This window comes from Jatrophihabitans sp. (genome assembly GCA_036389035.1).
Lineage (GTDB): Bacteria > Actinomycetota > Actinomycetes > Mycobacteriales > Jatrophihabitantaceae > Jatrophihabitans_A.
Map to the genome: position 1 here is coordinate 26,763 of DASVQQ010000010.1, position 20,919 is coordinate 47,681.

Here is a 20,919-nt window from a genome sequence, read left to right on the forward strand (position 1 = left end):
CGCCGGCCTCGATGTACGTCCAGCACCTCAGCATCGCTGACTTTCGGAGCTGGCCCCGGGCCGACGTCAGCTTCGAACCCGGCGCCAGCGTGCTGATCGGGCCGAACGGCGAGGGCAAGACCAACCTGCTCGAGGCGATCGGTTACCTGGCCACGCTGGGAAGCCACCGGGTCGCCACCGACGCCCCGCTGATCCGGGCGGGCGCTGACCGGGCGGTGGTGCAGGCCGCGGTGGTGTCGGCCGGCCGGCAACTGGTGCTCGAGGTCGAGATCACCGCCGGCCGGGCCAACCGGGCCAAGCTGAACCGGTCACCGGTGACCCGCCCGCGCGACATCCTGGGCGGGCTGCGGACCGTGCTGTTCGCCCCCGAGGACCTGGCCATCGTGCGGGGCGACCCGTCCGAGCGACGGCGCTTTCTCGATGACGTGCTGGTGCAGTTGACGCCCCGGTTAGCCGGCGTGCGCGCCGACTACGAGCGGGTGCTCAAGCAGCGGGCAGCGCTGCTCAAGACCGCCGGCGCGGCGCGGCGGGCCGGCGGTGCCGGGGACCTGCGCACCCTGGAGGTGTGGGACGGCCACCTGGCCACCCACGGCGCGCAGTTGCTGGCCGCCCGGTTGGAGCTGGTGGCCGCGCTGCGCCCGCACGCCGCCCAGGCCTATGCCGAGCTCGCGCCGGCAAGTGGCCGGCTGGCGCTGAGTTATGTCAGCTCGATTGTGGATCCGGCAGGTAATGACACCGGTGTGATTCCTGATGTCGAGGCCCTGTCCCAGGCGTTGCTGGACGAGCTGGCCAAGGTCCGGCAGCAGGAGATCGAGCGCGGTGTGAGCCTGGTCGGCCCGCATCGCGACGATCTGGAGCTCCGGCTCAACGACCTGCCGCTGCGCGGTTACGCCAGCCACGGCGAGGGCTGGTCGGCGGCGCTGGCGCTGCGGCTGGCCTGTTATGAGCTGCTCTCGGCAGACGGCGCCGAACCGGTGTTGATCCTCGACGACGTCTTCGCCGAGCTGGACGCGGCCCGCCGCGAGCAGCTGGCCAGCATCGCGGGCAAGGCCGAGCAGGTGCTGATCTCGGCCGCCGTCCTGGCGGATGTGCCGCCGGCGCTGACCGGTGCCCACTACTCGGTAGCTGAGGGTGAGGTTCGGCGTGCGTGAAGTTCCCACCGGGGCTGGAGATATCCACCGAAGACGTGACCGGTATGCCATCCCTGACCCTCAGTTGCCCACAGAAACGTCAGAGTTATCCACAGCCGGTTCCACACCGGTCCCGGACACGGTGGGTGATGACAGGGTGGGTGATGAGCCGGCCGCGCCGGACCTCGCGGCGGGCGCGCTGCGCTCGGCCCGGTCGATCGCGGCCGGTCGCGGCTCCGGCCGGCCGGCTCGGCTCGGCCGGCGGCGCTCACCCGGGGGCGGCTACAGCGGGGCCCGTCCGGACGAGCGCGACCCGGCTCTGATCGGCAGCATCCTCGGCAACACGATGGCCGAGCTCGGCTGGGTGGCGCCGCTGGCCCAGGCCAGGTTGATGAGCCAGTGGGCGAGCGTGGTGGGCTCCGAGATCGCTGCCCGCTGCCAGCCGGTCAGCCTGGTGGACGGCGAGCTCAAGGTGTCGGCCGAGTCCACCGCCTGGGCCACCCAGCTGCGGTTGATGGCGCCGCAGATCCTGGCCCGGATCGCCCGGGAGCTGCCCGCCGGGGTGGTCTCCAAACTGATCATCACCGGGCCCTCGGCGCCGTCCTGGAAACGGGGTCCGTGGTCGATGCACGGGGGCCGTGGGGCACGCGACACCTACGGCTGATCCGGCTCGCGCTGCCGAGCCAGGGCGCGATGCCGCGTATCCCGATTCACCGGTGGCCGCAAAATGGCTCTGTGGGACGATCAGCGGTGTTGCAAGCGGCATTGTGGCCGCGTCACCCCGTAGACTGGTGAGGTTGACCCCCGCTGGTGGGGTCCCACTGATTCAGCGCTGTGGCGCGAAGGCGCAGTACGGCATGTGACGAGCAGTCCAGATGAAGGAGCACCGAGTGGCGGCTAAGGCTGCGTCTGAATACGGAGCAGATTCGATCACCGTCCTCGAGGGGCTCGAAGCTGTCCGCAAGCGACCGGGTATGTACATCGGCTCCACCGGCGAGCGAGGACTGCACCACCTGGTGTGGGAGGTGGTCGACAACTCCGTCGACGAGGCGCTGGCCGGTCACTGCGACCGGATCGAGGTCGCCCTGCTGCCCAACGGCGGCGTGCGGGTCATCGACAACGGCCGCGGCATGCCGGTCGGCATGAACACCGCCCAGAAGAAGCCCGCGGTCGAGGTGATCCTGACCATCCTGCACGCCGGCGGCAAGTTCGACAGCGACTCCTACGCGGTCTCCGGCGGCCTGCACGGCGTCGGCATCTCGGTGGTGAACGCGCTGTCCTCCCGGCTGGAGGTCGAGATCAAGCGCGAGGGCTACGTGTGGCGCCAGCCCTACGTCAACCAGAAGCCGGCCGCCCCGCTGCAGAAGGGTGAGCCCAGCAAGGAGACCGGCACCATGGTCACCTTCTGGCCCGATGACTCGATCTTCGAGTCGGTGGAGTTCTCCTACGAGACCATCATCCGGCGCTTGCAGGAGATGGCCTTTCTGAACAAGGGCCTGACCATCATGGTGTGCGACCAGCGCGGCGGTGACCACGAGCTGCGAGAGGTCACCTACCACTACGCCGGCGGCATCGCCGACTTCGTCAAGCACCTCAACGCCACCAAGTCCCCGATCCACAAGTCGGTGGTCTACTTCGAGGCCGAGGACAAGGAACTGCGGCTCTCGGCCGAGGTCGCGCTGCAGTGGAACGAGTCCTACTCCGAGTCGGTCTACACCTTCGCCAACACCATCAACACCCACGAGGGCGGCACCCACGAGGAGGGCTTCCGCAGCGCGCTGACCTCGGTGGTGAACCGGTGGGCGACCGAGAAGAAGATCTTCAAGCCCAATGACGAGAAGCTGACCGGCGACGACATCCGCGAGGGCCTGGCGGCGATCATCTCGATCAAGCTGGCCGAGCCGCAGTTCGAGGGCCAGACCAAGACCAAGCTGGGCAACTCCGAGGCCAAGTCCTTCATCCAGAAGGTCTGCAACGAGTGGCTGGCCGACTGGTTCGAGCGCAACCCCACCGAGGGCCGCATGATCATCACCAAGGCCACCTCGGCGGCCCGGGCCCGCAAGGCCGCGCAGCAGGCCCGCAAGCTGGCCCGCAAGAACGCCCTGGACACCATGGGGCTGCCCGGCAAGCTGGCCGACTGCCGCTCCACCGACCCCGAGAAGAGCGAGCTCTACATCGTCGAGGGTGACTCGGCCGGCGGCTCGGCCAAGTCCGGCCGGGACTCGATGTACCAGGCGATCCTGCCGATCCGGGGCAAGATCATCAACGTCGAGAAGGCCCGGATCGACCGGGTGCTGAAGAACACCGAGGTCCAGTCGCTGATCACCGCGCTGGGCACCGGCATCCACGAGGACTTCGACCTGGCCAAGCTGCGCTACCACAAGGTGGTGCTGATGGCCGACGCCGACGTCGACGGCCAGCACATCACCACACTGCTGCTGACCCTGCTGTTCCGGTTCATGCGCCCGCTCATCGAGCACGGCCACGTCTTCCTGTCCCAACCGCCGCTGTACAAGATCAAGTGGTCCAAGGGCGAGCCGGACTTCGCCTACTCCGACCGTGAGCGCGACGGCCTCATCGCCCAGGGTGAGGCGGCCGGCCGGCGCCGGGCCGCCGGCGACTCGATCCAGCGTTACAAGGGCCTGGGTGAGATGAACGCCACCGAGCTGTGGGAGACCACCATGGACCCGGCCACCCGGGTGCTGCTGAGGGTCACCCTGGACGACGCCGCGCTCGCCGACGAGCTGTTCTCGGTGCTGATGGGCGATGACGTCGAGGCCCGCCGGTCCTTCATCATCCGCAACGCCAAGGACGTCCGGTTCCTCGACATCTGACCCACGACGACGTCGCGTCGCCGCCGGCGCGGGCCTGAGGCCCATCCCGGCTCGTTCCGCCTGATCTGGAATCACAACGAAAGGCCTTCATGACCGAGATCCCGATCCCGCCGCCGCCGACGACCGACCGGATCGAGCCGGTGGACATCCAGCTGGAGATGCAGCGCAGCTTCCTGGACTACGCGATGAGCGTCATCGTGGCCCGGGCGCTGCCGGACGTGCGGGACGGGCTCAAGCCGGTGCACCGGCGGGTGCTCTACGCGATGTATGACAGCGGCTACCGGCCCGATCGCGGCTACGTCAAGTGCTCGCGGGTGGTCGGCGACGTGATGGGCAACTACCACCCCCACGGTGACTCCGCGATCTATGACACCCTGGTCCGGCTCGCCCAGCCGTGGTCGATGCGGGCGCCGCTGATCGACGGCCAGGGCAATTTCGGCTCACCGGGCAACGACCCGGCGGCCGCGATGCGTTACTGCGTCACCGGCCCGACGATGATCGCCACCCCGGACGGCGAGGTGGCGATCGCCGACCTGCTGCCCGGGGCCGAGCCGAACAGCAGCACCGAGGTCGACTTCAAGGTGATCGGCCGCGACGGCACGCCGGTGCGGGTCAGCGCCTTCCACCACTCCGGCGAGCACCCGGTGCTGACGGTGTCGGCCGGTGGCCGGTCGGTGACCGGCACCGCCAACCACCCGCTGCTGGTGATCGGCCGGGTGCAGAACGTCCCGACCCTGATGTGGAAGCTGATCGGCGAGATCACCGCCAGCGACGTCCTGGTGCTGCGCTCGTCGGAGTTCAGCAGCCAGAGCTGGGCCAAGGCGCTGCCGCTGCTGCCCGACCTGAGCGTGGCCTACCGGACCGGTCAGGCCCGGCACCTGCCCGATGACGGCGGTGACCCGCGCCAGTTCACCCTGGTCCCGGTCGACGCGGTGACCCCGGCCGGCGTCGAGGCGGTCTACTCGCTGCGGGTGGACTCGACAGACCACGCGTTCCTCACCAACGGCTTCGTCTCGCACAACACCGAGGCCCGGCTCTCGCCGCTGGCCATGGAGATGCTGCGCGACATCGACGAGGAGACCGTCGACTTCAAGCCCAACTACGACGGCCGGTCCTCCGAGCCGGTGGTGCTGCCGTCCCGGATCCCGAACCTGCTGGTCAACGGCGGCGGCGGCATCGCGGTCGGCATGGCGACCAACCTGCCGCCGCACAACCTGCGCGAGGTGGCCGCCGGCGTCAGCTGGGCACTCGACCACCCCGACGCCACCCCGGAAGAGCTGCTCGAGCAGCTGATGAGCGACATTCCCGGCCCGGACTTTCCGACCAAGGGCCTGATCGTCGGCCGGGACGGGATCGAGGAGGCCTACCGCACCGGCCGCGGCTCGATCCGGATGCGCGCGGTGGTCACCGTCGAGGAGGACAGCCGGGGCCGCACCATCCTGGTGGTCACCGAGCTGCCCTACCAGGTCAACCCCGACAACCTGGTCGAGAACATCGCCGGCCTGGCCCGCGAGGGCAAGGTCGGGGGCATCGCCGACATCAACGACGAGTCCTCGGACCGGATCGGCATGCGCATCGTGGTCACCCTCAAGCGGGACGCGGTGGCCAAGGTGGTGCTGAACAACCTCTACAAGCACACCCAGCTGCAGACCACCTTCGGCGTCACGATGCTCGCGATCGTGGACGGGGTGCCGCGCACGCTGGCGCTGAATCAGGTGGTCAGCTACTACGTCGATCACCAGGTCGAGGTCATCAAGCGGCGGACCGAGTACCGGCTGCGCAAGGCCGAGGAGCGGGCGCACATCCTGCGCGCCTACCTCAAGGCCCTGGACGCCCTGGACGCGGTGATCGCGCTGATCCGCAGCTCGCCGTCGGCCGACGCGGCCCGGACCGGGCTGATGGAGCTGCTGACGATCGACGAGATCCAGGCGGTGGCGATCCTGGACCTGCAGCTGCGCCGGCTGGCCGCCCTGGAGCGGCTGCGGATCCAGGAGGAGGCCGCCGAGATCGAGGCCAAGATCGCCGACTTCAAGGACATCCTCGCCAAGCCCGGCCGGCAGCGCCAGATCATCCGCGACGAGCTGAACGAGATCGTCGACAGGTACGGCAACGAGCGGCGCACCCGGCTGGTCCCCTACGACGGCGACATGTCGATGGAGGACCTGATCGCCGCCGAGGACGTGGTGGTGACCATCACCCGGACCGGCTACGCCAAGCGGACCAAGACCGACCTGTACCGGGCCCAGCGCCGCGGTGGCAAGGGCGTGCAGGGCGCGGCGCTCAAGACCGATGACCTGGTGGCGCACTTCTTCGTCTGCTCGACCCACGACTGGATCCTGTTCTTCACCAACAAGGGGCGGGTCTACCGCACCAAGACCTATGACCTGCCCGAGGCCAACCGCAACGCCCGCGGCCAGCACGTGGCCAACCTGCTGGCCTTCCAGCCGGACGAGGTGATCGCCGAGGTGATCACCATCAAGAACTACGACGCCGCGCCGTACCTGGTGCTGGCCACCAAGGCCGGCCTGGTCAAGAAGACCAAGCTGACCGACTTCGACTCCAACCGCTCCGGCGGCATCGTGGCCATCAACCTGCGCGAGGAGGACGAGCTGATCGACGCCTCGCTGATCTCGCCGACCGATGACCTGCTGCTGGTGAGCAAGAAGGCGCAGTCGATCCGGTTCAAGGCCGACGACGAGACGCTGCGGCCGATGGGCCGGGCCACCTCCGGCGTGATCGGCATGCGCTTCGGCTCCCATGACGAGTTGCTGGCCATGGAGGTCGTCCAGGACGACATGGAGATCCTGATCGCCACCGACGGCGGCTTCGCCAAGCGCACCAAGGTCGCGGAGTACCCGGTGCAAGGTCGAGGCGGGAAGGGCGTGCTCACCGCGCGTATAGTCTCCACGCGTGGTGCCTTGGTCGGCGCGATGACGGTGCGTCCCGAGGATGAGATCTATGCGATCACGTCCGACGGTGTGGTGATCCGGACATCGGTGGCCGAGGTGCGGCGAACGTCTCGTCAGACAATGGGCGTGCGGCTGATCAACTTGCCTGACGGCGTCAATCTGATCTCGATCGCTCGCAATGCCGACGAACCCGAGGAGCAGGAGTAGCAGGGATATGACTCAGGGCTATCCGCCGCCTGCCCGGGGCAGCAACGCCGGCGCCGATCAGGACACCGCGACCCTGCCGAAGGTGGGGACGCAGCAGCCGCCGAGCCAGCAGTCCAGCGGTTGGTCAACCGGCTCCACGGTCAACTCCGGCCCCGGTTCGGACGACGGTTCGTCGGGCAGCGGGCTCGGGTCCAAGCTGGCGTCCAAGGCCTCCTCGGCAAAGGACGCGATGAAGGCCTCCGCGGCCGAGGCCGAGACCCGGGCCGGCCGGGGCCGTTCTGCCCGCGGCGTCCGGCAGCCACGGCGGGCCCGGCTGACGCTGAGCCACATCAACGTCTATTCGGTCTTCAAGTTCTCGTGCGTGCTGGCGATCGCGCTGTTCTTCGTCTGGCTGATCATGGTGGGGGTGCTGTACGGCATCCTCGACGTGGCCGGAGTCTTCAGCCAGGTGAACGAGACGGTGCAGACGATCTCCGGTGACGAGCGGACCGGTGACGTGGTGACCGGCTCGCTGGTCTTCGGCGGCGCGATCATCATCGGCGCGGTCAACATCGTGCTGTTCATCGCGATGAGCACGATCGGGGCGATGATCTACAACCTGTGCGCCGACCTGGTGGGCGGCGTCGAGGTCACGCTGTCCGAGCGCGAGTAGCGCGGTCGCTTTGCGGCCGGCGGCTCAGCTCGTCCCGCGCAGTGCGGCTCGTACTGCGCGCCCAGGGGCCGGTTTGGGGCCGGCCAGCCCCAGCCGGTAAAGTCACTCCTCGCGCGTAAGCGTGCAGCGGGCCTATAGCTCAGACGGTTAGAGCGCATCCCTGATAAGGATGAGGCCGGAGGTTCAAGTCCTCCTAGGCCCACTCTGCAAGGCGTTCTCACGGCCCCGCCGGGCTCGTGTGCAGCGAGGGAGAAGCCCGTGAAGAAGTTGCTCATGCTCGCCGCCGCGGCTGCCGTGCAGTACGCCATGAAGCGCAAGAAGGGCAAGGACAGCCGCGAGGTCTGGAAGCAGGCCACCCGCTAGCTGTCCGGCTCGGAGCCGGCCATGGCGCTGAAATCTGGCGCCGGTCCGGATGGCCGTCGGCGGGCCGGCGGCTAGGATCGGTTGTGCCGCGAGCTCGCGCTTGCGGCGTTTTCTGGGGACGTAGCTCAATTGGCAGAGCACTGCCTTTGCAAGGCAGGGGTTGAGAGTTCGATTCTCTTCGTCTCCACTTCGGGTTGATCTGATGTGTCGGCTGCCTGCGTGTCAGGTCGAGAAGTCACCGACCCCTGCCGCTGATCGTTGGCCGCTGAGCAGGGCGACCCGCCGGCGCGGTCACTGCTACCGGGCCAACGAACACCGCTGACGGCAGGCTGGCAGCCGGTCCACGAGGCCATCGCGCACCGCCCGAAAACCATGCTCCCACCGACCAGTGGCACCAGGGCAGTCCACCTGCTCCCGAACTACTGACTTTTGCCGTTTTGCCGGTTACTGTTCAGCCACCCAACCCACCCTCAGCAGGAGGAAGGCCCTCGTGCAGCGACTCACTTTCGGCGCTTTAGGCGCTGTGGCGGCCATGCTCACCAGCATGGTCGTCATCCCTTCAGCCACCGCGGCGCCGGCTCGTGCCGAGTCATCGCCGGCGGGGGCAAAGGCGCACCGCGTGGACAACCACCCCGGCCCCCTGACGGCCCGTCAGGAAGCCCGTCGCAAGGCGGCGCAGAAGCTCATCCTGTCCGGTCAGGCATCGCCGAACGCCGACGGCGTCGTCAAACTGGCCGACGACAAGTACTACCAGGCGGCGGTGACCGGCACCGGCAACGTCTTCACCATCCTGTCCGAGTTCGGCACCTCGGGCAGCGGCAAGCTCGGCACCACGCCTGGACCGCTGCACAACCAGATCGCGCAGCCGGACCGCAACGTCGACAACAGCACGGTGTGGCGCAGCGACTTCAACCGGGCGCACTACCTCGACCTGCTCTTCGGCCCCGGCGAGTCGTTCAAGAACTTCTACCTGGCGCAGTCCTCGGGCGCCTACACGGTCGCCGGCGACGTCACCGACTGGGTTCGGGTCTCGGGCAATGCCTCCACCTACGGCGACAACACCGTGGAGAACAACGGCGGCGCCTGGCAGTTCGTCGAGGACTCCGGCAACGCGTGGTACGCCGCGCAGGTCGCCGCCGGCCGCTCCGATGCCGACATCAAGGCGCAGCTGGCGTCCTTCGACGTCTGGGACCGCTACGACCACGACAACGACGGCAACTTCGACGAGTCCGACGGCTACCTCGACCACTTCCAGGCGGTGCACGCCGGTGAGGGCGAGGACGGCAACGGCGGCGAGGACGCGATCTGGTCACACCGCTGGTACGTCAACCAGACCGACTACGGCCTGACCGGCCCCACGGTCAACGGCACTCAGGTGCGCTTCGGCGGTTCGCAGATCGGCAACACCGGCTACTGGATCGGCGACTACACCGTCGAGCCGGAGAACGGCGGCCTCGGCGTGTTCGCACACGAGTACGCCCACGACCTCGGCCTGCCGGACCTGTACGACACCAACGGCGGCGACAACGGCACCGGCTTCTGGACCCTGATGTCCGCCGGGTCCTGGCTCAACCACGGCACGGTCGACATCGGCAGCACGCCGGACTACATGGGCCCGTGGGAGAAGCTGCAACTGGGCTGGCTGTCCTACTCGGTGGTGTCCCAGGGGCAGAGCGGCAGCCACACGCTGAGCCCGGCGGCCGTGCAGACCGCGGGGCAGGCCCAGGCACTCGTCATCGACGTGCCGGATCGGGCTGTCCAGGAGTCCTACACCACGCCCTACTCGGGCAGCTACGCCTGGTGGACCTCCAGCGCCGACGACCTCAACGCGACGCTGACCCGCAACCTCAACCTGACCGGGGTGCGCAGCGCGACGGTCACCGCAAAGGCGTGGTACGACATCGAAGCCGGCTATGACTACCTGCACGCCGAGTACTCGACCAACGGCGGGGCCAACTGGACCGAGATCGGCACCCCGCTGTCGAGCTCGTCCAGGGGCAGCTGGTCCACCCTGCGGTACTCCGTTCCGGGCGGTCAGCAGACGCTGTTCCGGTTCCGGATGCAGAGCGACGGCGGCGTGCACCTGGCCAACGCCTTCCTCGACGACATCACGGTGAAGTCGGGCGGCAGCACGCTGCTGTTCGACAACGTCGAGTCCGGTGACAACGGCTGGACCGCTGTCGGCGGGTTCAAGCGCAGCACCGGCACCGAGTCCTCGATAGGGGACCGGTACTACCTCGCCGAGAACCGGACCTACGTCGGGTACGACTCGACGCTGCAGACCGGCCCGTACCAGTTCAGCAAGGGCATCACCGCGCCGAACTGGGTGGAGCGGTTCCAGTACCAGGACGGCATGCTCGTGTGGGCCGTGGATGAGACGTACACGGACAACAACACGATCGACCACCAGGGCCGCGGGTTGGCGCTGCCGGTCGACGCGCGTCCGGCGCCGTTCACCTACCCGGACGGCTCCATGCCGGGCAACCGGCGCCAGCCGTTCGACGCCACCTTCGGCCTGCAGGCGACCGACGCGGTCGCGCTGCACAAGGAGGTGATGGTGGGCAAGACGGTCCAGACGCAGACCGCGCCGGCCCCGTCCAACCCCGGCATCGCGACCTTCAACGACTCGGTCGCCGACCGGTACTGGTCCTCGGCCAACCCGCTGTCCTCGGCGCTGGTCGCCGGGCACGGCGTTACGGTCACCGTGACCTCTCAGGTGACCAACGGGGCGCTCACCGTGACGGTGAACAACCCGTCCTGAGGTAGCTCGCAGCAGGCGGGCCCGCTCCGGATTCCGGCGCGGGCCCGCCTGTTTCCCTACCCCGATCGCAAGGTGCGGCCGAGCGAGCCTTGCGACGTTCGCCCACCCGCTGGTGTTGGAATTCATTGGCACTGCCCCTCTGATGTTCGATGCCAAGATACTTTGACATCACGTCGACTTTAAGCCTAGTGTTGGCATATGCCAACATCCCCTGAGGCCGGCCAGGCGACTCGAGTGCGCTCGCCCGCCGCGCTGGGCCGGGCTATCCGGGCCGCGCGCTCTCAGGCAGGGCTCACCCAGGCGGAGCTGGCCGAGCGCGCTCGCGCCAACCGCTACGCGATCGTGCAACTCGAGGCCGGCCATGAGACGCGGGCGATCGAGATCCTGTTCGACACCCTCGCGGCGCTGGACCTCGAGCTTTCTGTGCGCCCCCGGTCGGGTTGAACTCCCATGGAGCTTGATCTGTGGCTCGGGCACAAGCTGGTGGCCCGGACCGTGACCGCGGCCCGCGGCGGCAGAGTACGCATCCATTACGACGAGGCAGTCTCGGCAGAGCACCCCGCCGAGACGCCCCTGCTGTCCTGCTCGCTGCCGACGCCCGGTCCTGGTGAACCTGCGAAATCCCGGGCGTTTCTCGAGGGATTGCTGCCCGAAGGCAGCGCGCTGGCCGCCGCGGCGGCCCAGGTGCGCGGCGTCCGGCTGGTCAACGGTTCGCCGGAGGCCGCGGCCGACACCGTGGCGCTACTCGCCGAGTTCGGTCGCGAGTGCGCCGGAGCCATCGTGGCGGTGCCCGCCGGGCACGAGGCGCCGAGCAGCGGGCACTTCGAGCCGCTGGACGGCGAAGCGCTCGCGTCACTGGTGCGCGAGTTGCCGCAGCGTCCGCTGGGGACCGAGCTTGGCCGCGACATCCGGATGTCACTCGCCGGGGCCCAGCAGAAGTTCCTGCTCGCCCGGGTCGAAGGCCGCTGGTGCGAGCCGATCGGCGGCGCCCCGTCGACCCACATCCTCAAGCCGACCACCGTATGGCCGCACAGCGCTGAACGAGGCCCTGATCCTGGCTCTCGGCCGCGCCTGCGGGCTCACCGCCGGTGCTGCCTGGACGGAGCCGATGGGCGACGCTACGGTCCTGGTCGCTGAGCGGTACGACCGGCGAGTCGTGAACGGCCGGATCACCCGCCTGCATCAGGAGGACATGTGCCAGGCCGTCGGCATCCGGCCGTCCCAGAAGTACGACATCGGACCGCCCAGCGGCAGGATGGCTCGGCTGCTGCGCGAGTTCGCCGACGAGCCTCGCGCGGCGGTCGCGGCGCTGTTCAACCAGCTCGCGTTCCGCGCCGTCGTGGGTGACGAGGACGGCCACGGCAAGAACTACTCGCTACTCCTTGAGGACGGCAAGGTCAGCCTCGCACCGCTGTACGACTCGTTGTGCACCCTGGTCTACCCCGAGCTCACCGGCACGATGGCCACTCCTATCGGCGTCCAGCAGAATCTGGCCGAGGTGAATCGTCAGGCCCTGGTCGAGGAGGGCCGGGCGATGGGAATGGCCGAGGCCGAAGCTCGCGCCGCACTCGACGCCCTGGCGGTGGGGTTGCGTGCCGCACTGGAGGACCTGGGTGATGAGTACACCGCGGGGTGGCCGAGTGAGCGCGTGATCGAGATCGTGCGGACCCGGTCGCACCGCCTGGACACCGGCGATCCACTCGGCTTGGCCACGGCGCCCCAGCCGCGCGGCACCCGCAGGCTCGACGGCGCCACCACCCGCCGCGAAGCCGGCCTTGGCGGTGCTGCGCCCGGCTAGAGCGGGGACGGCCGCCTCGCCGTGCGTTGGCCGCCCGATCGGGGGGCCGCTTTCGCCGTGCGCCGGCCGGTCGATCGGTGGCCGCTGGGCAGGGCGACACGCGGGCGAGGTCCCTGCTACGGGGCCAACGATCGGCGCTGGAGCCAACGATCGGCGCTGGAGCACGAGCGGCGCTGGAGTGCGCTGGCCCGGTGGCGGTGGCGACCGGACCCGGTCAAGATGGAGAAGGCTGCCGTCAAGCGGCCGGCGCGTTCCAAACCCGAACCGCCTGAGCAGGTGTGAGGCATTTTCCATGACCGAGTCGAACCCCACCGAGCACAACGCTCCCACCCAGCACGGCACCGGCCAGGCCGACAGGCTCGAAGAGGCCGCCCAGGACGGTCCGCTGCCCGAGACCGACAGCATCGACGAGGCGGCCGAGGCCGGTCGCGACCACTCCGAGGCCGACGACCCGGGCGACAACAAGGACACCGACCCGATCGCCGGCGGTGGCATCCTGGGCCATATCGCCCAGTCGCGCTGACCACCGCTCGGCTGTCACCAGCAGCGGTTACCCGGCGCCCGGGTGGTTACCCGCCAGCCGGGTCCTCGTAGTCGCAGCGCACGCACTGCCTGACGGTGCCGATCGGTTGCATCCCGCGGTTGCTCATCGCGTGCATGTCGATCTCGAACCTGCCGGTCGTGCTGCACTCATCGCACCAGAGGTCATTGCGAATGGTGCCGCCGACGACCTGGACGACGTGCCGGGTCACCGCCATGTCGCGCCGCCAGCCGTGCTGGCGGTGTGGAACCGAGGACGTGGATTGGTCATGGGGTGCTCCCTGTGGTTTCAGGGGGTGGTCAAAGCCTTACAGTTTCCTTACTCGTTACTCAGTGTGACAGCTAGTTATCACCCTGAGGTGACGTTTCAGTGTCAAACGCCACGGCGAGTCGTGGAGTACCCAAAGCATGACAAGGAAGGGGGATCGCGGCGCACTGTCCGAGTGCTCAGTTGGCCGAGCGCCGGTCGGTAGCCTGGGCAGCACCATGGACATCCTCGCGATCTGGCTCGGCAAGCTGACGTTGCTGGCGCTGCGGGCCCTCGGCCGGCGCGGCACGGCGCTGCCCGGCCTGGTGGTGGAGAAGGTCTTTCCGCGATTCCTGGCCCGCCGGCTGGCCACCCTGCCGCTCGGCGTGGTGGTCATCAGCGGCACCAACGGCAAGACCACCACCACCAAGATGGTCGCCACCGTGCTCGGCCAGCGGCACCGGGTGCTGACCAATGACACCGGCGGCAACTTCGTCCGGGGCGTGCTGACCTCCGTCGTGCAGCAGTCGTCCTGGCTCGGCCGGACCCCCGCCGACGTCGCCGTGCTCGAACTGGACGAGGCCCACGCGGTCCGGTTCTGCCAGGTGCATCAGCCGGAGCGGCTGCTGCTGCTCAACGTGCTGCGCGACCAGCTCGACCGGTTCGGCGAGATCGACACCACCGCCGGACTGCTGGCCAAGGTGGCTGCCCGGACGACGCGGCACGTGGTGGTCAACCGGGACGACCCGAGGCTGGTCGCGCTGGCCGCCGGGCTGGCGGCCGAGGTCAGCTATTTCGGGGTGGCGCCGGCGCTGCGCGCGCAGTTCCCCACCGACGAGGAGATGTACGGCGGCGAGGTGGAGCTCTCGGAGCTGAAGGCGGCCGTCGAGCTGCTGGCCCTGGAACTGGGGGTCAGCACCGAGCTCACGCTGCGGATCGGTGACACCGAGGAGGCCATCACGCTGCAGGCCGAGGGCGCGCACAACGCCCAGAACGCGGCGGGCGCGGCAGCCCTGGCGCTGACCTTCGGCCTGGACGCCGGCGCCATCGCGGCCGGCCTCCGGATGGTGCAGCCGGCCTTCGGCCGCGGCCAGGCCTTCGAGCTCGCGGGCCGGCGGGTGGTGCTGCAGCTGGTGAAGAACCCGGCCGGCTTCCGGCAGTCGCTGCGCACCGTGACGGGACTGCGGCCGGCCGCGACGGTGATCGCGATCAACGACGACTACGCCGACGGCCGGGACATGTCCTGGCTGTGGGACGTCGAGTTCGCCTCGGTGCTGACCGGCAATTCCGGCCGGCTGATGACCTCGGGTACCCGGGCTGCGGACATGGCGGTGCGGTTGCACTACGACGGCCTGGCGGTCGAGCAGGTCGAGGTCGACCTCGGCCGGGCCGTCCAGCAGGCGGCGGCCGCGGTCGCGCCGGGGGACACGGTCGTGGTGTTCTCGACGTACACCGCGATGTGGCAGCTGCACCAGGTGCTGGCCAAGCTGAGCGGGGTGGCCCTCCGATGAGCGCTCGTGCGACGGAAGGGCAGTGAGGCACCCATGACCACGTTGACGCTGGCGCACCTGTACCCGCGCGAGATGAACATCTACGGCGACACCGGCAACGTCCTGGTGCTGCGCAAGCGGCTGCAGTGGCGAGGCCTGGACGCCGACGTCATCGGTGTCCAGGTGGGCGATCCGCTGCCGGCCGACACCGACATCCTGCTCGGCGGCGGCGGCCAGGACGCGGCCCAGGGCGACATCGGCCAGGACTTCGTCAGCCGCGGTCCCGAACTGCGGGCGATGGCCGACGACGGCGTGGTGATGCTGACGATCTGCGGCAGTTACCAGCTGCTGGGTCACCACTTTCTCACCAAGGACGGCCGCAAGATCGAGGGCGTCGGGGTGCTGGACGTCGCCACCACCGGCTCGGACCAGCGGCTGATCGGCAACAACCACATCGACACCGCCTGGGGCCGGCTGGTCGGGTTCGAGAACCACAGCGGGCTCACCGAGCTCGGGCCCGGCGCCCAGCCACTGGGCCGCACGGTCCCCGGCCGCGGCAACAACGGCCAGGACCAGACCGAGGGCGCGGTGCGCGGCAACGTCTTCGGCACCTACCTGCACGGCCCGGTGCTGGCCAAGAGCCCGCAGTTTGCCGACGAGCTGCTCCGCCGGGCGTTCCAGCGTCGCGGACTGAGTGCCGAACTAGAACCGCTGGATGACAGCCTCGCCCTGACAGCCGCGGACGTGGCGATCCGGCGCCCGAGGTGAGCAGGCGATGAGCCCCGGCCGGCTGGCCGTCCCCGCTGGCCGGCGCCGTCCGCAAAAGGCGCCTCGGTGGTCACCGTGCCAACCCGGCAGCCATACGCTGCAGTGAACGCCTTTTCTGCTCGCCCGACTGATAGCCCCGACAATCAAGTGACGACAGGAGTCATGCACAGTGACCGCAGCAACCCAGAAGGCCGTCCTGCACACCTCGGCCGGTGACATCACCGTCAACCTGTTCGGCAACCACGCCCCCAAGACGGTCGCCAACTTCGTCGAGCTGGCCACCGGCGCCAAGGAGTGGACCGACCCGCGGACCGGCAAGAAGACCACCGCCAACCTCTATGACGGCACCGTCTTCCACCGGGTCATCGACAACTTCATGATCCAGGGTGGAGATCCGCTGGGCCGGGGCACCGGCGGCCCGGGTTACAACTTCGGCGACGAGTTCCACCCCGAGCTGAGCTTCGACCGGCCGTACCTGCTGGCCATGGCCAACGCCGGACCGGGCACCAACGGCAGCCAGTTCTTCATCACCACCACCCTGACCCCGCACCTCAACCGCAAGCACACCATCTTCGGCGAGGTCGCCGACGCCGACAGCCGGGCGGTGGTGGACGCCATCGGCAAGACCCGCACCGGCGCGCAGGACCGTCCGGTCACCGACATCACCATCAACTCCGTCACCATCGCCGACGCCTAGGCCGCCGACGCCCAGGCCCTTCGGCCGATACGAGAGCAAGGGACATGCAGCCGACGCAACCGCCCACCGGGCCCGATCCGTACTACGGCTTCGCCGGCTGCTACCGGCATCCGGACCGGCTCACCGGTGTGCGGTGCGTCCGCTGTAACCGCCCGATCTGCCCGGAATGCCAGCGGGCGGCCTCGGTGGGCTTCCAATGCCCGGACGACGTCAAGGCCGGCGCGGCCACCGTCCGGCAGGGCCGGACGGTGCTGGGAGCGCCGGTCGGCTCGCAGATCCCGTACATCACCTACGCGCTGATCGCGCTGAACGTGGTGATCTACCTGATGACCGGCCTGGGCCCGGGCAGCTCGCTGATCGACAACACCAACACCGAGCTCTTCCAGGACTGGGAGCTGGTGCCCAACGTGGTGGGCTTCGAGCGTGACTACCTGCGGCTGGTGACGGCGGCCTTCCTGCACCTGGGCCCGCTGCACCTCTTGCTGAACATGTTCGCGCTCTACGTCATCGGCCCGCCGCTGGAGCGGGCGATGGGCTGGTGGCGATTCTCGGCCGTCTACCTGCTCGGCGCGCTCGGCGGCTCGGTGGCGATCCTGCTGTTCGGTGACGTCCGTCAGCCGGTGGTGGGCGCCTCCGGAGCGATCTTCGGGCTGTTCGCGGCGGCGCTGGTGCTGTCCCGGGTGGTCGGGTTCGACACCCGGTCGCTGGTGATCACGATCGGGATCAACTTCATCTTCACCTTCTCGGTGCCCGGCATCTCCAAGCTCGGCCATATCGGCGGCTTCGTGCTCGGCGGCCTGGCCAGCCTGGCGCTGCTGGGCTGGACGCTGCAGCGTCGAGGGCCGCTGACCGACCGGTTGCGCACCATTCAGGTGGCCAGCCTGGCCGGGTTGTTGGCGGTGCTGGTGGTGCTGGCGCTCTGGCGCACCGAACAGATCCGCGACGACCTGTTCGGTGAGCTGAGCAACTTCCAGGAGCAGAACGCGGCCACGCAGCAGTCCTGGCATCCCGGGCCGGCTCCAGGGCGCGTCCCGTCATCCACAGCGGTGGACGATGCTGGGGAGAACTACAGGGGTGTAATCACAGCAGTGCAATAACCTGTGGACAACGTGGCCCGGGCGGTCACCGCCAGCGAACCGCCAGGCCCAGGCCAATGATCAGGAAGCCGAAGCCGACCGCGAAGTTCCAGCTGCCCAGGCTGTTCATGAACGGGATGCTCTCGGCCGCCATGTAGTAGACGACGATGTAGGCCAGCCCGATCAGCAGGAACGCCGCCATCACGCCCGGGTACCAGGGCGGGCTCGGCTTGGTCATCTTCGCGCCGCTGCCGCCGGCCGAGGCGCGAGGGCCGGTCGCCGGCGAGGGCTGGTAGCTCGACTTCTTGCGAACCTTGGACTTCGGCACGTACGTCTCCTCATGAACCTGTGGACCGGCGCGGATGTCAGGAGAAATCCGGCCCCGCCGACCGACCGGCAACGGTGCGGCTAGCCTAATCGCCGCACGGCCCGCAGCGCACGCCTAGGCGTCTGCCGCCCCGCTGGTACGCCGGCGCACGGCGCGCCGGACGCCGCAGCGGCGTGGATGTGGCCAGAGGACGAGACGAATGCGACAGTAGGCACATGGTGGGCAGTACAGCGAAGCAGCCCGGCGGTGGGTCCCCGGACGGGGCCGCCCCACGCCGCCGGTTGCCCCGGCCCGCCAACCCGGGACTGTGGCGGGTGCTGGTGCCGGTGATCGCGCTGCTGGCCGGGCTGCTGGTCGCCACCACGGCGCGCACCGCCCGCGGCACCGACCTGCGCTCGGCCGGTCGCAGCAACCTCACCGACCTGATCCGCCAGACCGAGACCAGGCTCGCCCAGGATGACCGGCTGGTGCGGCAACTGCAGGCCGAGGTCGCCGCGGCCACCGACCGGCTGGCCGAATCCGACGAGCGGATCGCGGCGATCAAGGCCCGCGCCCAGCCGCTGCTGACACCGGCCGGGTTGGTCGCGATGACCGGACCGGGACTCAGCATCACCCTCGATGACGCGCCCGTGACCGAGCTGGAGAGCGACCCGGTCAACGCCAACGCCCTGGTGGTGCACGAGTCCGACCTGCAGGCCGCGGTGAACGCGCTGTGGGCCGGCGGCGCCGAGGCGGTGATGGTGATGAACCAGCGGCTGTCGACCACCAGCGCGGTCCGCTGCGTCGGCAACACGCTGTTGCTCCACGGTCGGGTCTACTCACCGCCCTTCACCATCTCCGGCATCGGACCGGTCGCCGGGATGCGGACCGCCCTGAACGAGTCGGTCAGCCTGCAGCAGTACCGCGAGGACGCCGACGCCTACGGCCTGGTCTATGAGGTCAAGGAACGCGAAAAAATCGAGGTGCCGGCCTATGACGCTCCGATCGGGCTGCGCTATGCCGAAGTAGGTAAGTGACGTAGGCAATGGCACGCATGAGCACGCAACACATGGGTTCGTAACCGGCACGGGGGCTGAGGCACTCACTCGTTCGAGCTGAGCTGCGCAGAGCGGAGCGGGGGAGAAAGAAGGGCTCGACCAACCGATGACTGCCAAGCACCGCGGTGGCGGAAAAGTCGCCACCGCGGCCCAGACCCTCCCTGATGTCGACTTCCGCCATCCGGACCTTCCCGCCCTGGATCGACCCGCCCCGGACCTTCCCGCCCCGGATCGACCCGGCTCGGACGCTCGCCCTCCTGGCGCCGGCGGCCCGCGCTATGCCGGCAGTCCCAGCACCGCCAGTCCCAGCACCGCCAGTCCCAGCACCGGCGGTCCGAAGTATGCCGGCGTCCCCAGCCACGTCGGCGGCCCGAGCGTCGGCCAGGGTCCCGGCGGCGTCCGCCGTTCCAGCGACAGCCCGGGCCGCCGGGTCGCCCGCGGCCTGGGCGAGCTGCTGCTGACCTGCGGCGTGGTCCTGCTGCTGTTCCTCGGCTACGAGGTCTGGGTCTCCAACCTGTTCGCCGAGCGCAAGCAGGCCCAGGTGCGCGAGCAGCTGATCACCTCCTGGGCGCGCGGCCAGGACCCGCTCAAGGGCCAGGACCGGCGCAACCTGCCGATCGCCAAGCAGGTGGCGCTGCCGGCCGGGCAGGGCTTCGCCAACCTCTACATCCCGGTGCTCGGCAAGGACTACGTCCGGACCGTCGTGCAGGGCACCAGCGACCGCCATCTCGAATCCGGCCCGGGCCACTACGTCAACAGCCAACTGCCGGGGCAGCTGGGCAACTTCGCCGTCGCCGGGCACCGGGTCAGCAAGGGCCAGCCGTTCCTCAACCTGGACAGGCTGCGCCCCGGCGACTCGATCGTCGTGCAGACCGCCCGCAACTGGTACGTCTACGCCGTCCTGGGCAGCCGGTCGGCCTACCTCGCGGCCAACAAGCTGGCCGATCCCGACAAGCGCGAGGCGGCCGTCGCGGCCGCGCTGGCGAAGCCGGACAGCCAGGGGGTGCGCGGCCGCGAGATCGTCCACCCGGCAGCGGTGCACGTGATCGACCCGGTGCCCAACCACCCGCGGGCCGTTGCGACCCGGGCGCTGCTGACCCTGACCACCTGCCATCCCAAGTACTCCGCCGACCAGCGGCTGGTCGTGCACGCCCAACTCAGCCGCGCGGTGCCGCGCACCGGCTCGCTGCTGCCCGCAGAACTACCCGGAGGGACGATCTAGGCGGATGTACGGCTTGATATGGCGCAAACTGCCCGGCGGCACCGCCCTGCGGGTGTTCCAGGCGCTGCTGCTGGTGACCCTGGTGTCGGCCCTGCTGCTGTTCGTGGTGTTCCCCTACCTCGAACCACGGCTGCCCACCAACCCGCTGACCGGGCCCGCCACCGTCAGCGAGTAGCGCACAGGCGCACACTGGTGCTCATGACGCGCATCCTGGTCATCGACAACTACGACAGCTTCGTCTACAACCTGGTGCAGTACCTGGCCCAGCTGGGCGCCGAGGTGGTGGTCCGGCGCAATGACGAGATCACCGCCGACGAGGTGCTGGCCCTCGACGTCGACGGCGTCCTGATCTCGCCCGGCCCCGGCGTGCCCGAGGACGCCGGCGTCAGCCTGGCCGTGGTGAGCGCCGCCGCGGCCGGCGAACTACCGGTGCTCGGGGTCTGCCTGGGGCATCAAGCGATCGGCGTGGCGTTCGGGGCCGTGGTGGAGCGGGCGCCGGAGCTGCTGCACGGCAAGACCAGCGACGTGCTGCACACCGGGGACGGGGTGCTGACCGGGCTGCCGACGCCGTTCACCGCGACCCGCTACCACTCGCTGACGGTGCGCGAGGACACCCTGCCCGAGCAGCTCGAGGTCACCGCGCGGACCGCCTCGGGGGTGGTGATGGCGGTGCGGCACCGCGACCTGCCCATCGAGGGCGTGCAGTTTCATCCCGAGTCGGTGCTGACCCAGGGCGGCCACCGGATCCTGGCCAACTGGCTGGTCCGCTGCGGCGGCCAGGTCGACTGGGCCCGGGTCTCCGAACTCGGGGCCGGCCTGGACACCCTGCGCGGCCAGGCCTTCAGCTCCGCCGTCTGACC

General features: G+C 69.4%; 20 protein-coding genes and 2 tRNA genes. 20 read left to right on the forward strand and 2 right to left on the reverse strand.

Features of this window, described 5'->3' with window-relative positions; genetic code table 11:
• The first annotated feature begins 11 nt into the window (after positions 1 to 11).
• The 12 genes from recF (at position 12) to VF557_06940 (ending at position 13,177) form a co-directional block, all read left to right on the forward strand.
• Positions 12 to 1,151 (forward strand): DNA replication/repair protein RecF, encoded by a 1,140-nt coding sequence (gene recF, locus VF557_06885; protein HEX8079919.1) that lies wholly within the window; start codon positions 12 to 14, stop codon positions 1,149 to 1,151.
• Between the two features lie 136 nt (positions 1,152 to 1,287).
• Positions 1,288 to 1,794, forward strand: coding sequence for a DciA family protein (locus VF557_06890; GenBank protein HEX8079920.1), 507 nt, complete (start codon positions 1,288 to 1,290; stop codon positions 1,792 to 1,794).
• Positions 1,795 to 2,020: 226 nt separating this feature from the next.
• Positions 2,021 to 3,964, forward strand: coding sequence for a DNA topoisomerase (ATP-hydrolyzing) subunit B (gene gyrB, locus VF557_06895; GenBank protein ID HEX8079921.1), 1,944 nt, complete (start codon positions 2,021 to 2,023; stop codon positions 3,962 to 3,964).
• 89 nt (positions 3,965 to 4,053) lie between these two features.
• Positions 4,054 to 7,080, forward strand: a complete 3,027-nt coding sequence (gene gyrA / locus VF557_06900) for a DNA gyrase subunit A (GenBank protein HEX8079922.1) — start codon at positions 4,054 to 4,056, stop codon at positions 7,078 to 7,080.
• A gap of 7 nt (positions 7,081 to 7,087) precedes the next feature.
• A complete protein-coding gene (locus VF557_06905; protein ID HEX8079923.1) occupies positions 7,088 to 7,732 on the forward strand; it encodes a DUF3566 domain-containing protein in 645 nt (214 codons plus the stop codon).
• Between the two features lie 128 nt (positions 7,733 to 7,860).
• Positions 7,861 to 7,934: transfer RNA gene (locus tag VF557_06910), tRNA-Ile, on the forward strand.
• 275 nt (positions 7,935 to 8,209) lie between these two features.
• A tRNA-Ala gene (locus tag VF557_06915) sits at positions 8,210 to 8,282 on the forward strand.
• 432 nt (positions 8,283 to 8,714) lie between these two features.
• Positions 8,715 to 10,856, forward strand: a complete 2,142-nt coding sequence (locus VF557_06920) for an immune inhibitor A domain-containing protein (GenBank protein ID HEX8079924.1) — start codon at positions 8,715 to 8,717, stop codon at positions 10,854 to 10,856.
• A gap of 198 nt (positions 10,857 to 11,054) precedes the next feature.
• On the forward strand, positions 11,055 to 11,300 hold the full coding sequence (locus VF557_06925; GenBank protein HEX8079925.1) for a helix-turn-helix transcriptional regulator: 246 nt from the start codon (positions 11,055 to 11,057) through the stop codon (positions 11,298 to 11,300).
• 6 nt (positions 11,301 to 11,306) lie between these two features.
• Positions 11,307 to 11,993, forward strand: coding sequence for a HipA N-terminal domain-containing protein (locus VF557_06930; GenBank protein ID HEX8079926.1), 687 nt, complete (start codon positions 11,307 to 11,309; stop codon positions 11,991 to 11,993).
• On the forward strand, positions 11,911 to 12,654 hold the full coding sequence (locus tag VF557_06935) for a HipA domain-containing protein (GenBank protein HEX8079927.1): 744 nt from the start codon (positions 11,911 to 11,913) through the stop codon (positions 12,652 to 12,654). The genes VF557_06930 and VF557_06935 overlap by 83 nt, the downstream gene beginning before the upstream one ends.
• Before the next feature lie 292 nt (positions 12,655 to 12,946).
• On the forward strand, positions 12,947 to 13,177 hold the full coding sequence (locus VF557_06940) for a hypothetical protein (GenBank protein HEX8079928.1): 231 nt from the start codon (positions 12,947 to 12,949) through the stop codon (positions 13,175 to 13,177).
• Positions 13,178 to 13,223: 46 nt separating this feature from the next.
• Here the strand turns inward: VF557_06940 and VF557_06945 are convergent, their stop codons facing one another.
• Positions 13,224 to 13,412, reverse strand: a complete 189-nt coding sequence (locus tag VF557_06945; GenBank protein HEX8079929.1) for a hypothetical protein — start codon at positions 13,410 to 13,412, stop codon at positions 13,224 to 13,226.
• 268 nt (positions 13,413 to 13,680) lie between these two features.
• Here VF557_06945 and VF557_06950 point away from each other — a divergent pair, with 268 nt between their 5' ends.
• The 4 genes from VF557_06950 to VF557_06965 all read left to right on the forward strand — a co-directional run bounded on the left by VF557_06950 (position 13,681) and on the right by VF557_06965 (position 17,493).
• Positions 13,681 to 14,952, forward strand: a complete 1,272-nt coding sequence (locus tag VF557_06950; GenBank protein ID HEX8079930.1) for a DUF1727 domain-containing protein — start codon at positions 13,681 to 13,683, stop codon at positions 14,950 to 14,952.
• 33 nt (positions 14,953 to 14,985) lie between these two features.
• Entirely contained in the window at positions 14,986 to 15,699 is a 714-nt protein-coding gene (locus VF557_06955) for a glutamine amidotransferase (protein ID HEX8079931.1), read from the forward strand.
• Positions 15,700 to 15,868: 169 nt separating this feature from the next.
• Complete coding sequence (locus tag VF557_06960; GenBank protein HEX8079932.1) at positions 15,869 to 16,396, forward strand: peptidylprolyl isomerase; 528 nt, start codon at positions 15,869 to 15,871, stop codon at positions 16,394 to 16,396.
• Positions 16,397 to 16,440: 44 nt separating this feature from the next.
• The gene (locus VF557_06965) at positions 16,441 to 17,493 is read left to right on the forward strand and encodes a rhomboid family intramembrane serine protease (GenBank protein ID HEX8079933.1); all 1,053 of its coding nucleotides are present in this window, start codon (positions 16,441 to 16,443) and stop codon (positions 17,491 to 17,493) included.
• 25 nt (positions 17,494 to 17,518) lie between these two features.
• Here VF557_06965 and VF557_06970 read toward each other — a convergent pair whose 3' ends face one another.
• A complete protein-coding gene (locus tag VF557_06970) occupies positions 17,519 to 17,800 on the reverse strand; it encodes a cell division protein CrgA (GenBank protein HEX8079934.1) in 282 nt (93 codons plus the stop codon).
• 215 nt (positions 17,801 to 18,015) lie between these two features.
• Here VF557_06970 and VF557_06975 point away from each other — a divergent pair, with 215 nt between their 5' ends.
• The 4 genes from VF557_06975 to VF557_06990 all read left to right on the forward strand — a co-directional run bounded on the left by VF557_06975 (position 18,016) and on the right by VF557_06990 (position 20,917).
• On the forward strand, positions 18,016 to 18,816 hold the full coding sequence (locus tag VF557_06975; GenBank protein ID HEX8079935.1) for a DUF881 domain-containing protein: 801 nt from the start codon (positions 18,016 to 18,018) through the stop codon (positions 18,814 to 18,816).
• A 127-nt stretch (positions 18,817 to 18,943) separates the two neighbouring features.
• Positions 18,944 to 20,059 carry a class E sortase gene (locus VF557_06980; GenBank protein HEX8079936.1) on the forward strand — a complete coding sequence of 372 codons (1,116 nt, stop codon included), beginning with the start codon at positions 18,944 to 18,946 and terminating at the stop codon, positions 20,057 to 20,059.
• 4 nt (positions 20,060 to 20,063) lie between these two features.
• The gene (locus VF557_06985; GenBank protein ID HEX8079937.1) at positions 20,064 to 20,234 is read left to right on the forward strand and encodes a hypothetical protein; all 171 of its coding nucleotides are present in this window, start codon (positions 20,064 to 20,066) and stop codon (positions 20,232 to 20,234) included.
• A 23-nt stretch (positions 20,235 to 20,257) separates the two neighbouring features.
• Positions 20,258 to 20,917, forward strand: coding sequence for an aminodeoxychorismate/anthranilate synthase component II (locus tag VF557_06990; GenBank protein ID HEX8079938.1), 660 nt, complete (start codon positions 20,258 to 20,260; stop codon positions 20,915 to 20,917).
• The last annotated feature ends 2 nt before the right edge of the window (positions 20,918 to 20,919 follow it).

Excerpts from the sequence above, each read along its gene's own strand:
- recF (HEX8079919.1), top strand. The coding sequence starts at position 12 with ATGTACGTCCAGCACCTCAGCATCGCTGACTTTCGGAGCTGGCCCCGG.
- gyrA (HEX8079922.1), top strand. The coding sequence starts at position 4,054 with ATGACCGAGATCCCGATCCCGCCGCCGCCGACGACCGACCGGATCGAG.
- VF557_06905 (HEX8079923.1), top strand. The coding sequence starts at position 7,088 with ATGACTCAGGGCTATCCGCCGCCTGCCCGGGGCAGCAACGCCGGCGCC.
- VF557_06925 (HEX8079925.1), top strand. The coding sequence starts at position 11,055 with ATGCCAACATCCCCTGAGGCCGGCCAGGCGACTCGAGTGCGCTCGCCC.
- VF557_06930 (HEX8079926.1), top strand. The coding sequence starts at position 11,307 with ATGGAGCTTGATCTGTGGCTCGGGCACAAGCTGGTGGCCCGGACCGTG.
- VF557_06940 (HEX8079928.1), top strand. The coding sequence starts at position 12,947 with ATGACCGAGTCGAACCCCACCGAGCACAACGCTCCCACCCAGCACGGC.
- VF557_06945 (HEX8079929.1), bottom strand. The coding sequence starts at position 13,412 with ATGGCGGTGACCCGGCACGTCGTCCAGGTCGTCGGCGGCACCATTCGC.
- VF557_06950 (HEX8079930.1), top strand. The coding sequence starts at position 13,681 with ATGGACATCCTCGCGATCTGGCTCGGCAAGCTGACGTTGCTGGCGCTG.
- VF557_06955 (HEX8079931.1), top strand. The coding sequence starts at position 14,986 with ATGACCACGTTGACGCTGGCGCACCTGTACCCGCGCGAGATGAACATC.
- VF557_06965 (HEX8079933.1), top strand. The coding sequence starts at position 16,441 with ATGCAGCCGACGCAACCGCCCACCGGGCCCGATCCGTACTACGGCTTC.
- VF557_06975 (HEX8079935.1), top strand. The coding sequence starts at position 18,016 with ATGGTGGGCAGTACAGCGAAGCAGCCCGGCGGTGGGTCCCCGGACGGG.
- VF557_06980 (HEX8079936.1), top strand. The coding sequence starts at position 18,944 with ATGACTGCCAAGCACCGCGGTGGCGGAAAAGTCGCCACCGCGGCCCAG.
- VF557_06985 (HEX8079937.1), top strand. The coding sequence starts at position 20,064 with ATGTACGGCTTGATATGGCGCAAACTGCCCGGCGGCACCGCCCTGCGG.
- VF557_06990 (HEX8079938.1), top strand. The coding sequence starts at position 20,258 with ATGACGCGCATCCTGGTCATCGACAACTACGACAGCTTCGTCTACAAC.